The organism is Brevibacillus brevis NBRC 100599 (assembly GCF_000010165.1).
Lineage (GTDB): Bacteria > Bacillota > Bacilli > Brevibacillales > Brevibacillaceae > Brevibacillus > Brevibacillus brevis_D.
The window spans coordinates 5,292,994-5,315,000 of record NC_012491.1 but is presented as its reverse complement, the minus strand read 5'-3'; the positions used below and the strand labels follow the sequence as shown (position 1 = coordinate 5,315,000).

At 49.1% G+C, this 22,007-nt stretch carries 20 protein-coding genes, 1 rRNA gene and 1 pseudogene (1 of these 22 running past the window's edge); 18 read left to right on the top strand and 4 right to left on the bottom strand.

Features of this window, described 5'->3' with window-relative positions; genetic code table 11:
• From BBR47_RS25250 to BBR47_RS25230, 5 genes and pseudogenes are all read left to right on the top strand, one after another.
• Nucleotides 1–525 (top strand): 23S ribosomal RNA (locus tag BBR47_RS25250) (it extends 2,404 nt beyond the left edge of the window).
• Between the two features lie 152 nt (nucleotides 526–677).
• Complete coding sequence (locus BBR47_RS25245; RefSeq protein WP_015893278.1) at nucleotides 678–1,346, top strand: MBL fold metallo-hydrolase; 669 nt, start codon at nucleotides 678–680, stop codon at nucleotides 1,344–1,346.
• A 251-nt stretch (nucleotides 1,347–1,597) separates the two neighbouring features.
• A pseudogene (locus tag BBR47_RS25240) lies at nucleotides 1,598–1,912 on the top strand (DoxX family protein); the annotation flags it as partial.
• Between the two features lie 99 nt (nucleotides 1,913–2,011).
• Nucleotides 2,012–2,341 (top strand): ArsR/SmtB family transcription factor, encoded by a 330-nt coding sequence (locus tag BBR47_RS25235; RefSeq protein ID WP_015893276.1) that lies wholly within the window; start codon nucleotides 2,012–2,014, stop codon nucleotides 2,339–2,341.
• Nucleotides 2,338–2,760, top strand: coding sequence for an SRPBCC family protein (locus tag BBR47_RS25230; protein ID WP_015893275.1), 423 nt, complete (start codon nucleotides 2,338–2,340; stop codon nucleotides 2,758–2,760). Before BBR47_RS25235 ends, BBR47_RS25230 begins: the two co-directional genes overlap by 4 nt.
• Nucleotides 2,761–2,833: 73 nt before the next feature.
• On the opposite strand, the gene BBR47_RS25225 is transcribed toward BBR47_RS25230, so the two are convergent.
• A complete protein-coding gene (locus tag BBR47_RS25225; protein ID WP_015893274.1) occupies nucleotides 2,834–4,111 on the bottom strand; it encodes an erythromycin esterase family protein in 1,278 nt (425 codons plus the stop codon).
• A gap of 175 nt (nucleotides 4,112–4,286) precedes the next feature.
• On the bottom strand, nucleotides 4,287–4,865 hold the full coding sequence (locus BBR47_RS25220; RefSeq protein ID WP_015893273.1) for a GNAT family N-acetyltransferase: 579 nt from the start codon (nucleotides 4,863–4,865) through the stop codon (nucleotides 4,287–4,289).
• Between the two features lie 116 nt (nucleotides 4,866–4,981).
• On the opposite strand from BBR47_RS25220, the gene BBR47_RS25215 reads away from it, so the two are divergent.
• From BBR47_RS25215 to BBR47_RS25180, 8 genes are all read left to right on the top strand, one after another.
• Nucleotides 4,982–6,403, top strand: coding sequence for a PLP-dependent aminotransferase family protein (locus BBR47_RS25215; RefSeq protein WP_015893272.1), 1,422 nt, complete (start codon nucleotides 4,982–4,984; stop codon nucleotides 6,401–6,403).
• Between the two features lie 90 nt (nucleotides 6,404–6,493).
• Nucleotides 6,494–7,054: a TetR/AcrR family transcriptional regulator gene (locus BBR47_RS25210; protein WP_015893271.1), complete on the top strand. Its 561-nt coding sequence runs from the start codon at nucleotides 6,494–6,496 to the stop codon at nucleotides 7,052–7,054.
• Between the two features lie 10 nt (nucleotides 7,055–7,064).
• Nucleotides 7,065–7,427 carry a DMT family transporter gene (locus BBR47_RS25205; protein ID WP_015893270.1) on the top strand — a complete coding sequence of 121 codons (363 nt, stop codon included), beginning with the start codon at nucleotides 7,065–7,067 and terminating at the stop codon, nucleotides 7,425–7,427.
• Entirely contained in the window at nucleotides 7,424–7,846 is a 423-nt protein-coding gene (locus tag BBR47_RS25200) for a YvaD family protein (RefSeq protein WP_041749647.1), read from the top strand. The genes BBR47_RS25205 and BBR47_RS25200 overlap by 4 nt, the downstream gene beginning before the upstream one ends.
• A 216-nt stretch (nucleotides 7,847–8,062) precedes the next feature.
• Nucleotides 8,063–8,893 (top strand): MIP/aquaporin family protein, encoded by an 831-nt coding sequence (locus BBR47_RS25195; RefSeq protein ID WP_015893268.1) that lies wholly within the window; start codon nucleotides 8,063–8,065, stop codon nucleotides 8,891–8,893.
• A gap of 54 nt (nucleotides 8,894–8,947) precedes the next feature.
• Nucleotides 8,948–10,447, top strand: a complete 1,500-nt coding sequence (glpK, locus tag BBR47_RS25190; RefSeq protein WP_015893267.1) for a glycerol kinase GlpK — start codon at nucleotides 8,948–8,950, stop codon at nucleotides 10,445–10,447.
• 147 nt (nucleotides 10,448–10,594) lie between these two features.
• Nucleotides 10,595–12,265 (top strand): glycerol-3-phosphate dehydrogenase/oxidase, encoded by a 1,671-nt coding sequence (locus tag BBR47_RS25185; RefSeq protein WP_015893266.1) that lies wholly within the window; start codon nucleotides 10,595–10,597, stop codon nucleotides 12,263–12,265.
• Between the two features lie 13 nt (nucleotides 12,266–12,278).
• On the top strand, nucleotides 12,279–12,833 hold the full coding sequence (locus BBR47_RS25180) for a glycerol-3-phosphate responsive antiterminator (protein ID WP_015893265.1): 555 nt from the start codon (nucleotides 12,279–12,281) through the stop codon (nucleotides 12,831–12,833).
• Nucleotides 12,834–13,014: 181 nt separating this feature from the next.
• Here BBR47_RS25180 and BBR47_RS25175 read toward each other — a convergent pair whose 3' ends face one another.
• The gene (locus BBR47_RS25175; RefSeq protein ID WP_015893264.1) at nucleotides 13,015–13,368 is read right to left on the bottom strand and encodes a hypothetical protein; all 354 of its coding nucleotides are present in this window, start codon (nucleotides 13,366–13,368) and stop codon (nucleotides 13,015–13,017) included.
• The gene (locus BBR47_RS25170; protein ID WP_015893263.1) at nucleotides 13,355–14,794 is read right to left on the bottom strand and encodes a PLP-dependent aminotransferase family protein; all 1,440 of its coding nucleotides are present in this window, start codon (nucleotides 14,792–14,794) and stop codon (nucleotides 13,355–13,357) included. Before BBR47_RS25170 ends, BBR47_RS25175 begins: the two co-directional genes overlap by 14 nt.
• Before the next feature lie 127 nt (nucleotides 14,795–14,921).
• Between BBR47_RS25170 and BBR47_RS25165 the strand changes: the two genes are divergently transcribed.
• The 5 genes from BBR47_RS25165 to BBR47_RS25145 all read left to right on the top strand — a co-directional run bounded on the left by BBR47_RS25165 (nucleotide 14,922) and on the right by BBR47_RS25145 (nucleotide 21,981).
• Complete coding sequence (locus BBR47_RS25165) at nucleotides 14,922–15,887, top strand: proline dehydrogenase family protein (protein ID WP_015893262.1); 966 nt, start codon at nucleotides 14,922–14,924, stop codon at nucleotides 15,885–15,887.
• Nucleotides 15,888–16,118: 231 nt separating this feature from the next.
• Nucleotides 16,119–18,494, top strand: a complete 2,376-nt coding sequence (locus tag BBR47_RS25160) for a DUF7408 domain-containing protein (protein WP_231850520.1) — start codon at nucleotides 16,119–16,121, stop codon at nucleotides 18,492–18,494.
• Nucleotides 18,491–19,417: an ABC transporter ATP-binding protein gene (locus BBR47_RS25155; RefSeq protein WP_015893260.1), complete on the top strand. Its 927-nt coding sequence runs from the start codon at nucleotides 18,491–18,493 to the stop codon at nucleotides 19,415–19,417. The genes BBR47_RS25160 and BBR47_RS25155 overlap by 4 nt, the downstream gene beginning before the upstream one ends.
• Entirely contained in the window at nucleotides 19,414–20,274 is an 861-nt protein-coding gene (locus tag BBR47_RS25150) for an ABC transporter permease (protein ID WP_041749645.1), read from the top strand. Before BBR47_RS25155 ends, BBR47_RS25150 begins: the two co-directional genes overlap by 4 nt.
• A gap of 3 nt (nucleotides 20,275–20,277) precedes the next feature.
• Nucleotides 20,278–21,981 (top strand): hypothetical protein, encoded by a 1,704-nt coding sequence (locus tag BBR47_RS25145; protein WP_015893258.1) that lies wholly within the window; start codon nucleotides 20,278–20,280, stop codon nucleotides 21,979–21,981.
• The last annotated feature ends 26 nt before the right edge of the window (nucleotides 21,982–22,007 follow it).

Genomic DNA, 22,007 nt, shown 5'->3' with positions numbered 1-22,007 from the left:
GAAAGTCGGGCTTAGTGATCCGGTGGTTCCGCATGGAAGGGCCATCGCTCAACGGATAAAAGCTACCCTGGGGATAACAGGCTTATCTCCCCCAAGAGTCCACATCGACGGGGAGGTTTGGCACCTCGATGTCGGCTCATCGCATCCTGGGGCTGAAGTAGGTCCCAAGGGTTGGGCTGTTCGCCCATTAAAGCGGTACGCGAGCTGGGTTCAGAACGTCGTGAGACAGTTCGGTCCCTATCTGTCGCGGGCGTAGGAAGTTTGAGGAGAGCTGTCCTTAGTACGAGAGGACCGGGATGGACGCACCGCTGGTGCACCAGTTGTCACGCCAGTGGCACAGCTGGGTAGCTATGTGCGGACGGGATAAGCGCTGAAAGCATCTAAGCGTGAAGCCCCCTCCAAGATGAGACTTCCCACAGCGCAAGCTGGTAAGACCCCTCATAGACGATGAGGTTGATAGGTTCGGTGTGGAAGCGCGGTAACGCGTGGAGCTGACGAATACTAATCGGTCGAGGACTTATCCACACACTTAGCAACTGATCATGCAGATCCAGTTTTGAATGAATGAAGAAGCCATTCCTTAAAGGAATGGTTTTTTTTATGCAATGTTGACAACAACGAAACTAACATAATAATATAACCTTACGTAAAAATTTGATTTTACGGAGGACTGATTGATGGAAATTTCAAAGGGAGTCGAAATGCTTGATCTGGATTTTCATGGGAATATCATTCATCCCATTCTGTTGTGGGATCAAGACATGTCTGTTTTAATAGACACCGGATTCCCTGGACAAATGGAAGATTTACGCGTGGCCATGGAAAAGACAGGGGTGCCGCTCGACAAACTAAAAGCTGTGATTTTGACGCATCAGGATGTGGATCACATCGGCAGTCTCCCAGAGATTTTGCAGGAGTGCGGGGATCAGGTTCACGTTTATTCACACGAACTGGATAAGCCGTATATTCAGGGGGAGATCCCACTTTTAAAAGACGGACACGTTGAGAATCCTCCGAAGGGCAGAGTGGATCATACCGTGAGTGACGGTCAGGAACTGCCGTTTTGCGGTGGGATTCGCGTCATCCATACTCCTGGGCACACTCTCGGTCATATTAGCCTGTATCTAAAGCAAAGCAAGATCCTCATTGCCGGGGACTCGATGTACAGTGTAAACGGGTTTCTCGAAGGCATTCATGTCCCAACTACACCAGATATGAATGCAGCTAGACTCTCGTTGAAAAAGTATGTAGACCTCGACATTGCATCTGTGGTTTGTTACCACGGTGGATTAAGCAATGGAAATGTGAAGGATAGGATCGTAGAACTTAGTCAAGGGTTACGTTAACAGGCGGTTATTCAGATTCGACTGACAATCATCTAGCTTCGGCATGAACGCGCCGAGGCTTTTTAGCATGTAGTCAAGGGACAATACAATGATTATTCCAGTCGTGCTAAAGTAAAGGCCGTTGTTGACAGGACACCAAAAGGTGTCGTATTATCAAAGTGACACTAATCGGTGTCCAATTAGGGGTTAGTCATTTAGAAAGTTTCGGACATGATTAAGTTTCACTTGAAACCATGATGAGGGGGAAACAAATGGGTCAAATTAACGGTGCAGAAACAATCGCGAAAGCCGAAACCAAGCCCCGAGGAAAAATGATTGCTTATTGGTCAGTCACATTACTACTCGTAGTAGCTCTTTTGTTAAGGGGTATTGGTCAGCTGATGCAATTTGGGGGAAACATCGAGTTAGTGACGAATCTTGGTTACCCGCTATACATCTTGACCATTCTCGGGATTTGGAAAGTGCTTGGAGCCATTGCTCTCGTTATCCCAGGTTTCCCTCGGCTTAAAGAATGGGTTCACGCTGGTATCTTCTTTTTAATGACTGGAGCGGCTTTATCTCACGCACATACGCTGCGTCCGATGAGCCGCAAACTTTAGGGAGGTTGCAGAAATTAACGGTTGTCCCCACCATCCTACAGAAAATCAGATTTTGGAGGGAGTGTTGTGAGCGAGAATAACCCGTTACGGGATGTGTTTGATGCGATTGCAGATCCAACCAGGCGGCGACTGATTCGCCTGTTAGCAGAGGCAGAGGAGATGCCGCTTCATGAATTAACGGCACAGTTTCAAATGGGGCGTACAGCGGTATCCAAGCATTTGACAATCTTAAAAGAGGCCGGACTGGTACTTGACCGAAAAGTAGGCAGAGAAACGCGATTTAGGCTAAACGCCGCCCCACTTAGAGAAATTCAAGATTGGTTAGCTTTCTATACGCAGTTCTGGAGTACGAATATGTTGCGCTTAAACCAATTTTTAGAGGAGGAAGAAGAATGAGTTTAACATTATCCCTGGATTTTCAGTACAAGACATCGATGGAGAAGCTCTGGTCGGCCTTAACCGATGCAAACAAGCTCACTAAGTGGATGGTCAACGTCCACACCGGACAGGCGATGGAAAATGATTTTAAGCCCGTCATCGGACACCACTTTCAGTTTCGGACTCAGCCGACCGAATATTGGGATGGAATTGTTAACGGTGAAGTGCTAATCGTGGAAGAACCACACCGGCTGTCCTATACTTGGTGCAGTGGAGGAGAGGAGCACACGGTCACCTGGACGTTGCAGGATTTAGGGGACGGAAAGGTTAACCTTCATCTTGAACAAACCGGAATCTCAAATGCTCAAGCACTGGGCGGAGCCAAGTATGGCTGGAGCAATTGGTGCGGCGAGCTTGAAAAGGTATTGGAGCAATAATCGCATACCCTCAAAAAAACGGCAGCCAGTTTCAGTGGCTGCCGTTTTTTTTAACCAGGAAAATGTCCACCCGTTAATCCGTTATCATAACCGAAGGAGTAGCCGTTCGCACGAAGATGATCGCATCAAAAGCTTTTGCTGGAACCATCTGCAACGTATACATCTTCTCCATTTTTCCATACCAGCCACTAAAAGCATCACCAATTGCACTGATGGACTGCGCTTTATTCAGATAGGTGTAAAAATCCTGATGCTGCTTTGCCTTGGCAAAATCAAGGAATCCATCCGCCATGTTTGTCTGTGCAAACAAAACAGCTAGCCGATCTTTGCCACTATTTTTTACAGTAAATGCTTTGCGCTCATTGGTAGTGGCGTCCTTTGCGAGGAAGGTGCTTTCGTAGAATTCACTTCCGATTGCGTAATAGTGATCCCCCAAGGCTTTTGCGAGATGTGCCCCCATGCAGGTTGTCAGTCCTGCGGAAGTGGAGGTCTTTTCAATGTGTCCATTATGTCCGGCGATGAACAGGTTATTGCGACCGTAATGTTTCTTTTCAAAGGATAGAATCCACATCACTTTGTCCGCCATATAGCGATCACGGGTGTTGCCATAGTTTGTGTTTGTGCCGCGCAGTGTAGCGTTTTGCTTGATGGATTCTGCGAAGGCAGTAGCCAGCTCATATTCTTTCACAGAGCTTTTGGCGATGTAGGCGGATTGGTTTTGTTTCATCTGCTCCATCAAGCTTTTTATGTGGGTGAGCGCCTCCTGTACGAGGGAGATCTTTTGATCATACACCGTCTGATCATTCAGATTCGTAAGCAGCTTCTCATACTTGGTTGCGAGTGTCGGATCAACTTTTTTCAAATAGGCGAATAGCCCGCTTTTGTTATGGTCATAGCGTTGCATGTCAAAGCCATAGAAATGAATTTGATCTTTGGCATCCCGTTGCTCATTAAAGGTGCGCATCCAAGAGAGAAGGGCGGCCATTTCTTCTGTATGGTAAATCGTAAATCCAATGGCTTTTGCGGCATCCTTCGCAGTTCCGCTGCCACCTAAGATGTATTCATTGACCTTTTGTCCACCGCCAAAATCACCTTCGATGGCAAATACGCGATAACCTTGTTTTTCTACCAAATGCTTAAAAATATCTAACTTTAGCGTAGTGAATTGCTTGTTGCCATGTGTAGCTTCTCCAAAACCGATGATGGTTTTTGCAGGAAGCTCCATTTTTGAAACAGGGACAAGTGTAGATTGCAAGGACTGCTGCAAGGTGTTGGCTGATGCAGATTGGAAACCCGTCAGTACACTCAGCACGATGAACAAGCTTAGGGTGATCAGGAGTTTTCTTTTCATATCAATCTCTCTTTCTTGAAGGGATCACTGTGAAACAAGTGGATTTTCCTACCATTTACATAATTATACTCCTTCTTGATCCTATTTACCTACAGTGAATTCTATTCTATGGAGTCCCAGCCAACATGTAAAAACGCACCTGGGTTGGACGATCTCCCGGTGCGTTTTCCATTTGCTATTTTAAATATTTCGCCCGATACTCATCTGCCAGCATGGACATGAGAATGGAGTCGTGATAGGCATGGTTGTAATAGAGCGCTTGTCGTTGTACGCCTTCCCGTTGGAAGCCGAGCTTTTCATACGTGTGGATGGCACGTTCGTTAAAGGCGAATACGTTTAGCTCGATGCGGTGCAGATTGAGGATGCCAAAACCATAATCGAGCATCAGCAGAAGGGCTTCGCTTCCGTAGCCTTTGCCTTGATAGGCATTTTGATCAATAGAAATTCGGATAAAGGCGTTGCGATTATTCCGATCGATATCCCCGATTTGGACGTCGCCAATTACCTGATCATTTTCACACAGGCAGATCAATAAGAGGACACTGGAGGAGTCTTGGCCTTTGTTTTCTATGTACTGGTGGATTTGCTCGCGCGTGAAATGTTTTTGTGTACCAGTCAGCATACGCGTTTCCTTGCTGAACAAGGAGCGGAAGTATAATTCGGTATCTTCCGTGCCAATCGGTCGCAAAAAGACACGTTCTCCTTCCAAAAAGCGAACCGCTGCACTTGTATTTTCTTGTTGTGTCATAAACATAGTCGTTGTCCTCCTATTCGTTCAAAACTTCTTTTTCTCAGGATAACGAACAAGTGTATACTTGAAAATGTGCAGTTTTGTAAAAATGAAAAGGACAGATGGAAGGGGAAATCGAGATGCTCTTGACCCCAAATTGGCAGGAAAACGACAACGATCCGCAATACGTACAGCTTTATGCCTATTTGAAAAAGGAGATCGTCGCAGGACGCTTGGCGGTGAGTAGCAAGCTGCCATCCGTTCGAAAGCTGGCTGACCTGCTGGGCTTGAGCACGACACCTGTGGAAATGGCATACCAGCAGCTGTTGGCGGAAGGTTTTATCCAGAGCAAACCGCGCAGTGGGTACTTTGTGGAGAAATTGCCTGATCCAGAGGTGAAGCCGGGTGCTGATCCGAGCATACACGCCATCCAGCGGCCCATGCTGCGTGACGAGCGGGAATACGTCTATGACTTTCATCTCTCCCGCAATGATTTTTCGTTATTTCCAACCATGATTTGGCGGCGTTTGTACAATGAGACACTTCACATAGATCAGCAGGAGAATCTTTTTTATGGGGATCCGCAAGGGGAGGCTGGACTCAGGAGCCAAATCGCTGACTACTTGCGCAGGTACAGGGGCGTTGCTTGTTCACCGAATCAAGTGGTGATTGGCGCGGACCAATTTGGCTTGCTGTCCTTGATCTGTTTGATGGTAAAGCCGCAGTTCCAACGCATCGGCGTAGAAAATCCGGGGTATTTGCTGTTTGCCAATACGTTTCGCCAGCACGGCTACGATGTGGTGCCGATCTCACTGACAGAGGATGGAATTAATGTCAGGGAGCTATATGACTCAAAGGTTCGGTTGGCTGCCGTTTCTTCGGCTCATCAATACCCACGTGGGATGATCATGCCCATATCCAAGCGACTGCAATTGCTCGAATGGGCCAAAAGCGTGGGAGGGTACATCATCGAAGACGATTATGACGGAGAGTTTCGTTACCATGGCAGACCGATTCCGTCTATGCAAGGCTTGCTTCCGCATGCGAATGTCATATATATGGGGAGCTTTGCGCAGGTATTGGCGCCTGCACTAGGCATTTGGTACATGGTCTTGCCAGAATCTCTGCTGGATACGTACTACAACCTGCTGCGCGAGACATTGCTGGAACCATCTTCATCCCGACTACATCAGCGGACGATGGAAGCCTTTATGGAAAAAGGATACTTCGAAAAGCATGTCCGTAAAATGCGCAAGCTGTACCGTAAAAAGCATGATGAGCTGCTGCTTGCTGTGCACAAGCATTTTGGCAAAAGAGCGACAGTCATCGGAGCGGATGCGGGCTTTCACGTCTTACTTCGGGTAAACAGCGAGCGAAGCGAGGAGGAGTTGAAAAAGCTGGCGATTCAGGCAGGTGTGAGAGCCTCCTCCGCATCGTTTACATGGCTGGTGCCACCCAATCCCTTGCCAAAAGAGTTTTTTCTCGGCTTCGCGGGCATTCCTTTGGAAAAAGTCGATTCTGGTATCGAGGCACTGAGCCAAGCGTGGTTTGGCGATTGTTGACAAGTCATGAGTATGACGCTATGCTAAGAGTACCTTTTGGAAAATATGAAAAACAAAATATTTTCCTTGTTTTCGAAAGGGGGCAAGAGCATGCAGGAGCGTATCCTACAATGCGCCTATCATGAGATTGAGACCAAGGGCGTCCGTTTTACGATGTCCGATTTAGCTCGGCGAGCAGGCGTTAGCACCAAGACGTTGTATGCGAGCTTTCCATCGAAAGAAGCCTTGATTACCAAGGTCATTGAAGAAAACATCGAGGATTTGCGTAAAGCGGAAGATCAGATTTTACACGATCCTGACCTCGATTTGGTAGAGAAGATGCGGCAGCTTCTGGCACTGGTCCCGAACAACTTCTCACGAACGGACCTGCGCGTGTGGTATGAGCTGAAGCGCTACTATCCCGAGCAATGGAAGCTGATCGACGCGTTCAATCAACAGGAGTGGGAGCATGTTCGGATCATTCTGGAGCAAGGGGTAGAGGAAGGCGTGTTTCGTCGTATCCAGCTTCCGATCTTGATCCAGATATATACCGGAACGCTCAACCAGCTAATTGATCAACAGTTAGCGAACCAGCATCATGTGACGATTGGCGAAGCGCTGGATGCCGTCATCGATATTTTACTAGGTGGCATCGTAGATTCTAGTAAGTAGGAGGAACATAATGAGTTGGGTCTATCTATTAATGGCCATTTTACTAGAGGTGGCTGGAACAACATCCATGAAGCTGTCTGACGGCCTGAGCAAGCCTGTCCCGAGTGTGATGATGTTTATCTTTTATATTTTGTGCTTCTCGTCGCTGAGCCTGGCGCTCAAGGAAATGGAGGTCGGGACAGCCTATGCCATCTGGTCGGGTCTTGGTACAGCAATCATCGCGGTCATTGGTGTGGTGATCTTTAAGGATGCCTTCACTGTCAAAAAAGTAATTGCTGTCGGACTGATCATCGTGGGTTGTGTGCTGTTGAATCTGGGAGACACTTCTCATGCGCAACCTTCCAAAGATACAGGGGTAGCTGAGGCGAAATGAGTGAGAAAAATGTGAGGACCATGCTCGTGTTCTTCTGGGTCACCGATGTGGCTTTTGTCGCATACTGGCTCATTACATTTTTGGAGCTTCTCCCCGTGGAATATCTGTATCAGGATTACTACGATCCCCATTTGCTCGCATGGAACCTGTCCTTTTTTCCATTGGATATCTTCATTTCCATCACAGGCTTTGCCAGTCTGTACGCCTTTCGCAGAGGGCGGTACATCTGGAAGCCGCTCGCCATGCTGTCACTTGTTTTGACGTCCTGCTCGGGTTTGCAGGCAATTGCTTTTTGGGCGTTCAAGGCAGATTTTGATTGGTCCTGGTGGATTCCGAACCTGTACCTGCTGATTTACCCGTTATTCTTTTTGCCGGGCTTGATGCGAGAACTGGCAAAAGTGAAGGAAAGGGATTCTTGACAAATTTTGAGCCGTGGCTATATAGTAAGTCTTAAGTTAATAGTGCTGTGGAGATTGGGAGATCAGCTAATATTTGCAAAGTGAGGGCATTCGCTCTTGAGTTGCGAGTATTAGCTTTTTTATTTTCTTGCCAGTCAAACCACAAGGAAGTTGGCGAATTGTAAGCGCTTTACGGGAGTTGTTTTACAATTTTCCCAAAAAGGGGGAGGATGGGGCATGTCTATTTATGTAGGGGAATTGATCGGGACAATGATCTTGATCATTTTGGGGGCAGGTGTTTGCGCCGGACAGAACTTGAAAAAGGCGTATTCCCAAAACGGCGGTTGGATTGTGATTACGCTGGGCTGGGGGTTGGCAGTTGCGTGCGGAGCGTATGCGGTAGGAAGCATTAGCGGAGCGCATTTGAATCCGGCACTTACCATTGCACTGGCCAGCATCGGTCAATTTCCGTGGGAGCATGTGCCGGGCTATATAGCGGCTCAACTGATTGGGGCATTTATGGGCGCGACGTTTGTCTGGATCTTTTATTACCCGCATTGGCGTGAGACGAATGATGCAGGAGCCAAATTGGGGGTATTTGCAACAGGTCCCGCGATTCCTCATACAGTCGCCAATCTCTTCAGCGAAATTTTAGGTACGTTTTTCTTAGTGCTCGGTCTACTGGCGATCGGAGCGAATAAATTTGCAGAAGGACTCAATCCGTTTATCGTTGGCTTCCTGATTGTCGCAATCGGTTTGTCTCTTGGTGGTACTACCGGCTATGCGATCAATCCAGCCCGTGACCTTGGCCCTCGCCTCGCCCATGCTCTCTTGCCCATCCACGGCAAAGGAAAGTCCAACTGGCGCTACGCATGGATTCCTGTTGTTGGACCTATCATTGGAGCAGTAAGTGGAGCGTTTTTTTACAAATGGACGTTTACAGACCATTCGCTGACAGGTGTAATAGCATTAGCGGCTTTCATGGTGATTGCCATCGTGGTCGGCATGACAACCAAAAAATCAATCGGCAGCAAGGAGCGAATCGCATCCGAAAGTGCGCGTTCCTAGACATAAAGGTAAGAATGAAGACGATTCCAAATGAGTGAAGGAGGAACAGTTATCATGGAAAATAAATATATGCTTTCCCTCGATCAAGGAACCACGAGCTCTCGCGCTATTTTATTCGATAAATCAGGTGCCATTATCGGAGTTGCTCAGAAGGAGTTCACACAAATCTATCCGAAGCCAGGTTGGGTGGAGCACAATGCCGAGGAAATCTGGGAATCACAGCTAGAGGTTTTGAAAGCGGTTTTACTGGAGAATCATGTGAAACCGGAAGAAATCGCAGGAATCGGGATTACCAATCAGCGGGAAACCACTGTGGTATGGGATAAGCACACAGGAAAGCCGATCCACCATGCGATTGTATGGCAAAGCAGACAGTCCATCGATATTTGCAACCAGTTGAAGGAGCAAGGCTTTGAGCAAACCGTTCGCGAAAAGACGGGATTGTTGATTGACGCCTATTTTTCTGGCACAAAGGTAAAATGGCTGCTCGATCATGTGGAGGGAGCACGGGAGCGAGCTGAGAAAGGCGACCTCTTGTTTGGAACCATTGATACGTGGCTGATTTGGAAGCTGACCAATGGTCTGGTGCATGTGACCGACTATTCCAATGCTTCGCGCACGTTGATGTTTAATATTCATTCCCTGGAGTGGGACGACGAGCTGTTGAACATGCTGCAAATTCCGAAAAGCATGCTGCCAGCTGTCCGTCCTTCCAGCGAAATGTACGGCTACACAGACGAGAAGCTCTTCGAATTCCAGATTCCGATTGCCGGGATTGCCGGAGACCAGCAGGCGGCTTTGTTTGGGCAGGCGTGCTTTGCGGAAGGGCAGGCAAAAAACACATACGGAACAGGTTGCTTCATGCTGATGAATACCGGAGAAAAGGCAGTGGCATCCAAAAACGGGCTGTTGACGACCATTGCTTGGGGCGTGGATGGCAAGGTAGAGTACGCCCTGGAAGGCAGTATTTTTGTGGCTGGTGCGGCGATTCAATGGCTGCGTGACGGACTCAAGCTGATCGAAAAATCCTCGGATTCAGAAAAACACGCACTCGCTGTTGACACCACAGATGGTGTTTATATGGTTCCAGCCTTTGTTGGACTGGGAGCACCGTATTGGGACATGGAAGCAAGAGGCGCGATCTTTGGCTTGACCCGTGGAACGACGGAAGACCATTTGATTCGGGCAGCGCTGGAGTCTTTGGCTTATCAGACACGGGATGTGCTTGAAGCGATGGAGGCTGACTCCGGTATCCGGCTGCAAAAGCTGGCGGTAGACGGTGGAGCCGTGGCGAATAACTTTTTGATGCAGTTCCAGTCCGATATCCTGAATACAGAGGTAGAGCGTCCGCGTGTGAATGAAACGACCGCACTGGGAGCAGCTTACCTGGCTGGGCTTGCCGTCGGGTATTGGGGCAGTAAGGAAGATATTGTAAATAATAAAGTGGTGGAGCGCTCCTTCTCACCAGATATGGCAGACGAAGTGCGCCAGGGGCTGTACGCAGGTTGGAAGCAAGCGGTTACGGCAACGATGGGTTACAAGATTAGGCATTGATTTTTGCGTAAAAGAGGTCTAAAGTTAAAGATAAGTTAATCATGCTGTGGAGACTCCGGAGACAGCCAGTATCAGAAGAGCAATGACATTGCATTGCTTCTTTTGGATATTGGCTGTCTTTTTCTTTTAGAAAGGATGAGAAGAACGATGAACGATCAACATGCACTATCATCAAGTCAACGCCAGGCTTGTCTGGATAAAATGGCAAACAAACAACTCGATCTTTTGGTAATTGGCGGTGGGGTGACGGGAGCAGGTATTGCCCTCGACGCAGCCGCGAGAGGTCTGAGCGTTGGACTCGTAGAAAAACAGGACTTCGCTGCGGGCACCAGCAGTCGCTCTACCAAGCTCGTTCATGGAGGATTGCGCTATTTGAAGCAGGGCGATGTGCAGCTGGTGCGGGAAGTAGGCCGGGAGCGAGCTATTTTGTATCGCAATGCGCCACATATCGTCATCCCGGAAAAAATGATTTTGCCTATCGTGAAAAATGGCACCTATGGCAAGCTGGCAACCTCTGTTGGTTTGTACGTGTACGATGTGCTGGCTGGAGTCGAAAGAAAAGAACGACGCATCATGCTGAACAAACAGAAAACCGTGGAGGCAGAACCGCTTTTGCGCCGCGATATTCTCAAGGGCGGCGGGCTCTATTTCGAATATCGGACAGATGATGCTAGGCTTACCGTTGAAGTCATGAAAACAGCAAGCGCGCATGGAGCGCTCTGCGTGAACTACACGGAAGCCATTGGCTTTATTTATGAAAACGGCAAAGTCATCGGGATTCGCGTGAAGGATTTGCTTACGGGTACGGAGTACAATCTCCATGCCAAAAAAATCGTCAACGCAGCAGGACCTTGGGTGGATCAGCTTCGAGAAAAAGACCACTCCCTGTACGGCAAGCGCCTCCACCTGACCAAAGGTGTCCATCTGGTCGTGCCATATAACAGACTTCCATTGAAGCAGGCCGTTTATTTCGATGTATCCGATGGGCGCATGCTGTTTGCCATTCCGCGCAATAACAGTACGTATATCGGTACCACTGACACGAATTACAAAGGTGTGCTGGAGCGGCCAACGGTGACGAGAGAAGACATGGAGTATGTGTTGAATGCCGCGAACGAGATGTTCCCTTCTGTGAAACTGACGGAACAGGATGTCAGCTCGAGCTGGGCAGGACTCAGACCGCTGATCCACGAAGATGGCAAGTCTCCATCCGAATTGTCACGCAAGGACGAGATTTTTTATTCCAAGAGCGGGCTGATTACGATCGCAGGTGGAAAATTGACGGGCTTCCGCAAGATGGCCGAGCGCATTGTCGATGTGGTGGTCAAGCAGTTGACCGAAGAAGAAGGCAGAGCATTTAAAGCTTGCCAGACAGACAAAATCGTCCTCGCTGGCGGAAAATTTGAATCTGCGGCCAAGATTCCTGTATTTGTGAAAGCACAAGCAGAGCGACTTCGCCAATGGGGAATCACCGAGGAACAAATCCGCGTTCTGGTTGGGAAATATGGAAGCAACAGTGAGCAAATCGTAACCATGTGCCAGGAGATTTTGACACAAAATGCTCAAAATGTGTCTCCAATCGAAGCCCTGTTGAAAGCAGAACTGCGCTACGCTGTAGAAGAAGAAATGGTCATGACCATGAGCGATTTTCTCATTCGTCGCAGTGGCAGACTATTCTTCGAGAGGGATACACTGGAGCCTGTGTATCGAATGGTGGGAGAAGAGCTCGCTCAAGAGCTGCAATGGTCGGATGAAAGGAAAGAACATGAAATAAAAGCGTTTGAAGAGGAATATCATCTTGCGAAAACATTTCAATAGGGGTGATTCGTGATTGGCAAACCAGATCAATCAAGTCATACTTCCTGCAGCCCGGACATTAAAAGAATTTGATGAACTCATGGAAAGCAGCTACGAGCGCATTATTTTGCTGAATGCTCATGTAGCGCAAGTAAAGCCACTGGGGAAACGGGCCAGAGCGTTTGGGAAAAAACTGCTGATCCATGCTGATCTCATAGACGGCTTGAAGTCTGATGAATATGCGATGGAGTTTCTTGCGCAAGAAGCACAGCCCGAAGGAATCATCACCACACGGAACAGTGCCGTTCTTGCTGCCAAGAAAAAAGGACTCATTTCGATCCAACGACTTTTTCTCATTGATACGATGGCATTAGATAGCAGCCTTACCCAGCTGGAGAGAACCAAGCCGGATTACGTCGAGGTTTTGCCAGGAATCATTCCCCATCTGATCGAAGAAATCACTGTACGAACCAAGATTCCGGTTATCGCTGGAGGCTTTATTCGTACAATGGAAGATGTTGATCGCGCTATTCTTGCAGGTGCGACATCTGTAACCACTTCTCGCAAAGAGCTGTGGACGAAATTATAAGAGCCTATTAAGGTAGTCAAAAGCCGGTCATTCCTGTTCGTAGGAATACCGGTTTTTTGGTGTTTGTCCTACAAGAAAATAGGTAGATGACGATGATAGAGGAGGTAGGTAGATACCCTTTTATTTGGATAACGGTCAGTAGTCTATGCGGATGAACGTCACCGTGCATATACACATATAGTCAGCAAAAATAAGAGGAAAGAAGGCGGTTGCGTGAATTTTCAAAGCTCTCAATGGCAATCCTCGTATTCTTCGCGGGAAGGACATTCTTCTTATTACCCTTGGCAAAGAGATCGGGAACGTCCACCAGGATGGGATCGTGGAGGAGAATGGCAGAGACCTTACCGGAGTTGGGAGTTTGACCGCAGACGGAGATGTCCGGATCACTGTCGTTGGTGCCCTCCTGGCTGCTGCGGACGCTTTCGCTAACAGATAAGTAGTAGAATGAGAGCCAAATCTTGAGATGGATTCGAGAGATTTGGCTCTTCTTTTGGGCAATTAAGAAGGAAAGAGGGTGGAAATCATGGAGAATCAAGAGATGCCAGCATTCTCGTTAAAACAGCCCTGATCCTCTCGACCCCTTCTCCGATCTGTGCCTCATTGGTATTGCCGTATCCGAGAATGATTTTATCTGTATGATTGCCTTTGACAATGGCGTGTTCCTCGACCGGGTAGACACGCACTCCGGCTTGCTCCAGCGCAGCAAGGACGTCAGGTGTGAAGTGAATCGTGGGAAAAGCAGCTACGATGTGCAGTCCAGCGGCCTCCCCCCAAATGCGAATACTATCACCAAAAGCCAGCTGAAGAGCATCAATCAAGCATTGACGGCGTTTTTTGTACAGCTTTTTCACGCGATTTACGTATTTCTCTAGATGCCCCTCCTCGATAAAAACCCCGAGGGCAAGCTGATCAATCGAAGGGGCGTGCAAATCGGATAGCCATTTTGCCTGCTGATAGGAAGCTACCAATGCTTTTGGCAGGACGAGGTACCCCTGGCGCAGTCCGGGAGAAAGGATTTTGCTAAAGGAACCGATGTAGATAACACGCTCCGAGGCAAGTCCCTGAATGGAGCTGATGGGAGCAGTCTCGTAACGAAACTCGCTGTCGTAATCATCCTCGACAATGTAGCAGTCAGCTTCCCGTGCATAACGAATGAGTTGAAGTCTTCGCTGGATGGGCATGGTGCCGCCGAGCGGGAACTGATGAGAAGGCGTGACAAATACGAAGCGGGGGCGATGGGCAGATAATGACGGTAGCTGTTCCATATCCATCCCGTAGCCATCTGTCGGAACAGGCAGTAAACGAGCGCCTGTCCTGGTGAAAATACTCTGGATATCGTGCGTGATCGGGTCCTCGATGACTACGTGACTATCAGGACGTAGAAGCACATTGGCAATCAGGGTGAGCGCCTGAGTAGCACCGGATGTCATAATGATTTGCTCGGGGTCGCATTGCACGCCGCGCGTTCGATACAAATAGCGACACAAAATCGTGCGTAGCTCCGTGCGTCCCTCGGGACGATTATAGCCAAAGACTGACAGCGGCGCTTCCTGACAGACACGCTGGACAGTTTTGCCCCAGAGGTTGCGAGGAAAGTGCTCCAGAGCAGGAACACCAGAACGAAAATCGATTAGCTTGCTCTCGGCTTCGTTGAAATGCTGATCCACTTTCGGCAACCCAGCCCCAGCTTCTGTCATCCGGGCGTGCTGTTCCAAATAAATGCCCGAGGCAATGAAATACCCGGAGCCACGTCTGCTCTCGATGTAGCCCTCGGCTAGTAGCTGCTCGTACGCCTCTAGTACCACATTGCGAGAGAGGTGCAGTTCGCTTGCTACTTTTCGGGTAGATGGAAGCTTGTAGCCTGCTGTCAGTTCTCCGCTCAAAATCTTTGTGCGCAATTCAGAATAAATTTGTCTGATTAACGGAATCGGTTTCTCTCGGTCAATGGTTATCCAGAACAAGCCGTGTGAGCCTCCTTACGCAACTGGTCCTCTCGAAATTGTGGGAAACTGGACCTAATCCAAACAAGCGTACCATGGTAGGGTGATAGAAGAGAAGAGGTATGCCACTGCCAAAGGAGAGAGAAGGATGACACCAGAAGAGAGAAGAACCGCAGAGATTTTGCGTACAATCGCCCGTGATGAACGAATCAAGGAAGCGGTCAGAACATCGCCCTTGCTATATCCGTTGCTTTTGACTGCTGCGAAACGTTATGTGACAGGTGAAACGCGTGCGGATGCAATAAAAATAGCCCAACGCTTGGAAAAAATGGGCTACCATCTATCAATGGAACACATTGGTGAAAATACGCTGGATTCGCAGATTGTACATGAAGCGCAGCGGGAATTTCTGGCGCTAACGGCGGATTGCTCCCAATTACATACACCAGTCGGAATCTCCTTTGATCTGTCCCATCTCGGCTTGTTACTGGATAAAGGGCTGGCGTTTTCCCACGTAGAAGAGTTGGCGGAGCGGGCGAGACATAGCGGGCACTATTTGATGATCAGCATGGAGGAATCGACGAAAACAGAGGCGATCATTAGCATGTACGAGCGCTTGGCACAGCGACATGAAAATGTGGGCATTACGATTCAAGCACATTTGCACCGCTCGCTGGATGATGTGAAACGGGTGCTCAGACTCCCGGGGAAAATTCGTTTGGTTAAAGGCGCATTCAAGGAGCCTCAGGAAATCGCATTGGGGCGTTCCGTGGAGTTGAACGAACGATATCTGGAGCTGGCCGATATGTGTGTACGAGCTGGGCGTGAATGCTCACTCGCCACGCACGACCAAGCGATTGTAGACGAGCTAGACGGTCGAGACTATTTGCATCGACCGAATGTAGAGGTAGAGCTGTTATACGGGGTTCGCCCTGAGCTGGCTCATGCTTTGCGAGAAAAAGGGGTTCCAGTGCGCTTGTACCTCACATATGGGACAGAGTGGTACTTGTACTTGTGTCATCGACTGGCGGAGCACCCCCCTCATGTTCATCAGGCGATAGCTGATATGTTTGATACGGCGAGACTTCAGGATGTAGGGTATGGCATGTCATAGAAGGATTACGAAAAAACGTCAGAGCATGATCCTGACGTTTTTTCTATTTTTCATTATGTCTTACCTGTGAGTCCCCGTAATCAAATTCATGCAAATCATCTCGCAAATTCCATGAAACCGAAGACTTCATTTTGAAAAAAATTGTAGCTATTTGTCTGGAAATAACGTCAATAACTGTATGAGTAGAAAAGATAGGAAGAAAAAAGAATGGTCCGTGGAGGTTTTGAACGAATGAAAACGGCACAGTGTAAGCGATGGCTCCTGGCCTTCTGTGCGTTCCTCCTGTTGGTAGCAGGTGTTCCTTTAGGATTAACGAGGACAGCCTTGGCAGAGGGAAACATTCAGCTAGGAGTAACAGTCGGAATTGAAGGGAAGTACAGGCAAACGGGGATGATTCCCGTTGTCGTCACGGTGAAAAATGGAGGGGCGGATATCGAAGGGGAGCTTTTTGTCGCCACTGGAGAACGGGGAGACAGTCGCTTCGCAGTTGCCAATTATCAGCCGGTTTCCATTGCAAGCGGAGTGACCAAGCAGGCAACGATTATCGTTCCTGGATCAGAGCTGCAAAGCAGTTCTTTTGTGGCCTTGATGCAAAATAACAAAGTGATCGCGCAAACGCCAATAACAGGGAGCTCATACAGTGAAGATACGCTGATGATCGGTGTGTTGGCAGAAAACCCCGATACAGCTAACTTCCTTGGTGTACTGCCGAAAGGCTCTAATCATAACCCTGTCCAGCTCTTGACGATGAAGGCAGACAATATGCCAGTGACAGGTACACAGCTCCAGATGATGAATATGCTCGTCATCAACAATTTTGCATTGGATTCATTGAATGAACAGCAGATCAAAGCGATTCGGGACTGGACGAAATCAGGCGGGATGCTGATTTTAGCTGGAGGAGCACAGTACAAGAAATCCGGAGGCGTTTTGGGTGATTTGTCACCAGTAGAAGTGACAGGAGTGACGAGTATACAGGCACTTTCTAGTTTAAAAGTGGATAAGACCAATCTGATCGCACTGACATCCCCCTTTACTGTAAGCAATGGGACATTGAAGGCAGGGAAAGTTCTGTATAGCGAAGGAAATATTCCGCTGATGGCTGTACATAACGTGGGAGCCGGAAAAGTATTGTACGTCGCCTATGATTTAGCGGCGGAACCAGTAGCCAGTTGGGCAGGAAACAGCCGCTTTTGGGCAGATACATTAGTAAAGGCTTTTGGTTCTTCCATCAACGCTTCAAATAGGAGCATGATCGAGGACGTATGGCCGCTTCGGGATGCTGCTGATCGCGTCCCATCCTTGAAAATTCCGGAGGTTGGCTGGTTCGCAGTATTTTTCGGAATTTATGCCCTGGTTGTCGGGCCAGTTCTTTTCTATATTTTGCGGAGAGGCCGCAAGCAAAGCTACATGTGGGTGATCGTCCCTGCCCTTTCGGTGGTGGCGGGAATCGGAATCTTCTCGATTGGTGCCATCCAGCGGGGTGTAGGTGTAAAGCTGCACCAGGTAGGTTATGTGGAGCTGCAAAACAACGGACAGGCGAATACGGTGAGTGTTACCGCATTATTCGTACCGAGTAATGACGACTATCGTTTGACTTTAAAGGGAGAGGGCATGACCCAGCCCGTCATTGAAAGAAATTATACCGATCAAGTTCCGAAAACGTGGATTTCCATACAGCCAGATCAGACTCATATTGATTTCCGAGATGTAGAATTCTGGTCGATGCGCAAGGTTGCGACGGAGCAAACGTTATCAGACGTAGGAAAAATAGAATCGAATCTGTCGTATGAGAACGGCGCACTAAAAGGAACTGTGACGAACCATACGAAGTACTCGCTGCGAGATGTGACGATCTCGACAGGTATAACGGTACAAGAGTTTCCGCAGTTGGCGGCTGGCAGCAGTATCGAAGTGAACTTGCCGTTTGCCTCTCAACATCAAGCAAGGCGGAACAAACATCGGATGAATATGGGGAATGCGCTGCCGCAGCACCTGCAATCGAATGGCTATGAAACAGAAACGCGTGAACAACTCATCGTGGAAATGCTGGACATGATGGACAGACGTAGCGGTCCGTCTGAAGTGGTAAAACTCGTGGGCTGGACCGATGAGCAAGTTGTTGAGGCTGTCGTACCAAACGAAAATACGGAGAACAGCAGCATTGCGATGGTTACTTCGACGCTGCATGTAAATCCATCCAAGGACGGACACATTTATTATCCGACGGGATCATTCGATGTGACGATGTCGGGCAGCTCTGTTCCGGTAGATGATTACGGCGATGGCTTTCGACTCCCTGCCGGGGATATTACGTTTGATATCAATCTGAATCAGGAAGGACAGGAGCTTACCATCAGCAATTTGTATCTGTACACCTGGTCAGAGGACAATACGACATTTGAAAAAGAGGTTTACAACTGGAAGACAAAAGCTTTCGAACCATTTGAAAAAGCATTCATGAACAACGTCATGTCAAGTGACAAGACCGCTACTTATGTTTCGGGCGACGGCATTGTCCGTATCAAATTTGCCCACCAGTTTGAGGACGAACGCCACATTGGGGTTCCAAGTGTCAGTGTGGAAGGGAAGGTGAGCAAGAAGTGATCCAGATCCAAAATTTGCGCAAGCGCTACGGCAAAATGGAAGCGTTAAAAGGACTTTCGCTCGAAATTGACAAGGGTACCGTTTTTGGTTTCGTCGGTCCGAACGGGGCAGGAAAATCGACGACAATGTCCATTTTGGCGACTTTATTGGAGCCGACCAGTGGGAAAGCATACGTAGGCGGCTACGAAGTGACCAAGCATCCAAAGGAAGTGCGGAAGCTGATCGGCTACATGCCAGACTTTTTTGGTGTCTACGACAATTTGACAGCAGAAGAGTACCTTGATTTTTACGCTGCGAACTACGATATTCCGGCAGCCGAACGAAAACAAATCATTCCGCAGTTATTAGAGCTGGTGAATCTCACGCACAAGCGGGATGCCTACGTTGACTCGTTGTCGCGGGGGATGAAGCAGCGCCTCGGACTGGCCCGCTCGCTGGTTCACAATCCGGAGGTACTCATTTTGGACGAACCGGCTTCTGGCTTGGACCCGCGTGCACGCATCGAGCTGCGGGAGATTTTGAAGGAACTGCGTGATATGGGCAAGACGATTATCATTAGCTCGCACATATTGCCTGAGCTGGCGGAGATGTGCGACGTCATCGGGATTGTGGAGGAAGGCAATCTGGTTGCCTTTGGACGAGTCGATGAGATTTACTCGAAAATGCAAGAGCAGCGGGTATTGCGCATTCGCCTCTTAGATCGGGTTGAGGAAGCAATGACGTGCCTGCGTGAAATGCCCGTCATTACCAGGGTGACACGTGAAGGGAACTGGGTCGTTGCAGGCTTTTCAGGCAATGACGAAGAACAGGTTGAGCTGCTGCGGGAGCTTGCGGTGTCAGGCTATCCTGTTGCCGCGTTTAATGAGGCAGTAGGTGATTTGGAAGAAATCTTCCTGGAAATTACGAAAGGGGTGGGCTCATGAGCGACTTGAGACGATTTCACAACCCTGTCTTGTTCAATGAATGGAAAATGCGGATGCGGACCAATCGGTCACCGTGGATCATCCTGTTATATTTGCTCGTTTTGGGCGCAATGACGCTCACGATCATTTTCTTTATGACAAACGGTGGCAGTTATTACAACCCGAATGATACACGGGAGCTGTTCATGATGTTGTCTGTATTTCAGCTTGGGATGATCGGCTTCGTCGTGCCGGGACTGACGGCAGGTGTGATTTCCGGTGAACGCGAACGCCAGACGTTGAGTGTGCTGTTGACCACGAATGTTAGCGCCACACGATTGATTTTAGGCAAATGGCTGGCATCGCTCAGCTTCATGAGCTTTCTGGTCATTGCGACCATCCCCCTCTATGCCATCGTCTTTTTGTATGGGGGAATTTCACCTGCACAAGTAATCAAGGTGTTTGGCTTTTACATCATTACGATGTTCGGTATCGGCAGCATTGGTGTGCTTATGTCCACGCTGATCAAACGGACTGGTATCTCTACGGTTGTCACTTATGCCGTGGTGTTCGGATCTGCGATCGGGTCGAGCATACTGGCGGAAATTATCAAAGAGTTCATTCGGTACCAGCGTCGGACCGGTAACATGCCATCCGCGACTATGCCAGACTGGCCCAATCTCATGCATAATTTTAACCCATTGTTTGCGATGTTGAACATTTTTGAAGAAGGGCCGCAGATCAGGATTGGGAATGTGGACCCGTACGCAGTTTACTGTCTGTTTTTCGGGGTCATTACATTGTTCTGCCTGTTACTCTCCATTTATCTCATTCAGCCAGTGAAACCGAGATTGCGCAAAGTAAAAGAGGAGCAATAAGCCATGTTTACCTCTAGAGCGAACGACGAGCTGAAGTCACTGCTTGCACCCATTCGAAAGCAATTGGGCCTGCGAGTATGGATACAGCAGCTAACTGCTTATGGTTTGTGGGGAATAGGGGCGAGTCTGGTCCTCCTCCTCCTTGCCCGTATCTGGCCGATTCCGCTTTACCATTGGATCGCGGTTGTGCTGCCAGTGCTTGTTGTCATGACAGGTCTGGTGCGCGCGCTTTGGATGCGCCCAACCTGGCTCCAGTGTGCACAAGTGGCAGACGGTAATGGTTTGGCCCAGCGAGTCGTCACAGCATGGGAGAATCAAGAGAATCAGTCGATGGTAGCAGGTATGCAGAGGGAAGACGCCTTGCAGCATCTGCGTAAAAATTTGCCGCAAATCGTGGAGAGCGTCCGCATCTGGTCGCTGATCCAAAGAAAGGTGTATGTCACAAGCAGCTTGCTATTAGTGTGCCTGGTGCTGTTTCTTTGGCCGAATCTTCAAGACTTGCGACTGGCCCAGATGGCAGAGGAGAAGAAAGCCATCGCGCAGGTCGAGGAAGAAGTAGAGGCAATCAAACAGGACGTGAAAAAGAATACAGACTTAACGGACGCGCAGAAAAAGCAGCTGGAGGAAATGCTAGAGCAGGCAAAAAAGGCTTTGGCGAAAGCAGACGACCCGGCAGAACGTCAAAATGCCTTGCGCGCTGCGGAAAAACAATTGGAGAAGGTCAGAGATGCAGAGCAGCGCAAAGAAAAAGCGCTGCAAGCACTCCAGCGCAGCTTGGGTAATCAAGAAGGGACAAAAGCCTTGGCTGGCGCGATGGAAGCGAAAGATCGAAAAGCGATGACCGAGGCCCTGGCACAAATGGCAAAGGCCATGGAAAGCATGCCGCAAAAGGAGCGGGAAGAGATCGCCCGTGAACTCGCAAGTGCAGCAGAGCAATTGAAAAAAGAGGCAGAGTCTGCCGACTCGAAGGAGCTGGAGGATATCGCCAAACAACTGGCAGAGGCAGCCCAGCAAACAGCCCAAGGACAAGTGCCTCAAGCAATGACCGCACTCGAGAACAGCTTGATGCAAGCCATGACGGGCATCCAGCAATCTCAGCAGGCTATGCTCGCAGCTATACATGCCGCGGCCTCGCTCAATCAGTCGCAAATGACGCTTGCCAGTGCAGGCACACAAGCAGGAAATGCTGGGGCGAGTGGAGCTGGGGCAGGAACGGCAGCAACAGGACAGGCGACTCCAGCATCTGGGTCACCCGGCAATCAGCCATCAGCGGCGACACCGGGAGCAGGTACTAACCCAAATCAAGGGGCGAACCCGGCAAACCAGCCTGGGAATGGAAACGGAAATGGCAACGGAAACGGAAACGGTAATGGCAACGGAAATGGAAATGGAAGCGGAAATGGCAATGGAAGCGGTCAAGGCGGCGGCGCCGGGTTAGGAAAAGGCAAACACGAGCTCGTCACCGTCCCGGCAGATCGCATAGGTGGAGACAAAGGACCTGTTGATACGCTCGGAGGCTCACTCGGGTCAGGACCTTCCCAGTCACAGCAAAGCGGAAACACACAAGTCACCTCCGGTGGAACGCTGCCGTACGAGGAAGTTTACGGCCAGTATGAGCAATTTGCCCGCGAGAGTATGGAAAAAGGCAGTATTCCCGGCGATTATCAACAGATCGTGAAGGATTACTTCAGCAAAATAGAGCCTTAGATCATTCAACAACAGGAAGGAGACAC

Excerpts from the sequence above, each read along its gene's own strand:
- BBR47_RS25245 (WP_015893278.1), top strand. The coding sequence starts at position 678 with ATGGAAATTTCAAAGGGAGTCGAAATGCTTGATCTGGATTTTCATGGG.
- BBR47_RS25230 (WP_015893275.1), top strand. The coding sequence starts at position 2,338 with ATGAGTTTAACATTATCCCTGGATTTTCAGTACAAGACATCGATGGAG.
- BBR47_RS25225 (WP_015893274.1), bottom strand. The coding sequence starts at position 4,111 with ATGAAAAGAAAACTCCTGATCACCCTAAGCTTGTTCATCGTGCTGAGT.
- BBR47_RS25220 (WP_015893273.1), bottom strand. The coding sequence starts at position 4,865 with ATGTTTATGACACAACAAGAAAATACAAGTGCAGCGGTTCGCTTTTTG.
- BBR47_RS25215 (WP_015893272.1), top strand. The coding sequence starts at position 4,982 with ATGCTCTTGACCCCAAATTGGCAGGAAAACGACAACGATCCGCAATAC.
- BBR47_RS25210 (WP_015893271.1), top strand. The coding sequence starts at position 6,494 with ATGCAGGAGCGTATCCTACAATGCGCCTATCATGAGATTGAGACCAAG.
- BBR47_RS25205 (WP_015893270.1), top strand. The coding sequence starts at position 7,065 with ATGAGTTGGGTCTATCTATTAATGGCCATTTTACTAGAGGTGGCTGGA.
- BBR47_RS25200 (WP_041749647.1), top strand. The coding sequence starts at position 7,424 with ATGAGTGAGAAAAATGTGAGGACCATGCTCGTGTTCTTCTGGGTCACC.
- BBR47_RS25195 (WP_015893268.1), top strand. The coding sequence starts at position 8,063 with ATGTCTATTTATGTAGGGGAATTGATCGGGACAATGATCTTGATCATT.
- glpK (WP_015893267.1), top strand. The coding sequence starts at position 8,948 with ATGGAAAATAAATATATGCTTTCCCTCGATCAAGGAACCACGAGCTCT.
- BBR47_RS25185 (WP_015893266.1), top strand. The coding sequence starts at position 10,595 with ATGAACGATCAACATGCACTATCATCAAGTCAACGCCAGGCTTGTCTG.
- BBR47_RS25165 (WP_015893262.1), top strand. The coding sequence starts at position 14,922 with ATGACACCAGAAGAGAGAAGAACCGCAGAGATTTTGCGTACAATCGCC.
- BBR47_RS25160 (WP_231850520.1), top strand. The coding sequence starts at position 16,119 with ATGAAAACGGCACAGTGTAAGCGATGGCTCCTGGCCTTCTGTGCGTTC.
- BBR47_RS25150 (WP_041749645.1), top strand. The coding sequence starts at position 19,414 with ATGAGCGACTTGAGACGATTTCACAACCCTGTCTTGTTCAATGAATGG.
- BBR47_RS25145 (WP_015893258.1), top strand. The coding sequence starts at position 20,278 with ATGTTTACCTCTAGAGCGAACGACGAGCTGAAGTCACTGCTTGCACCC.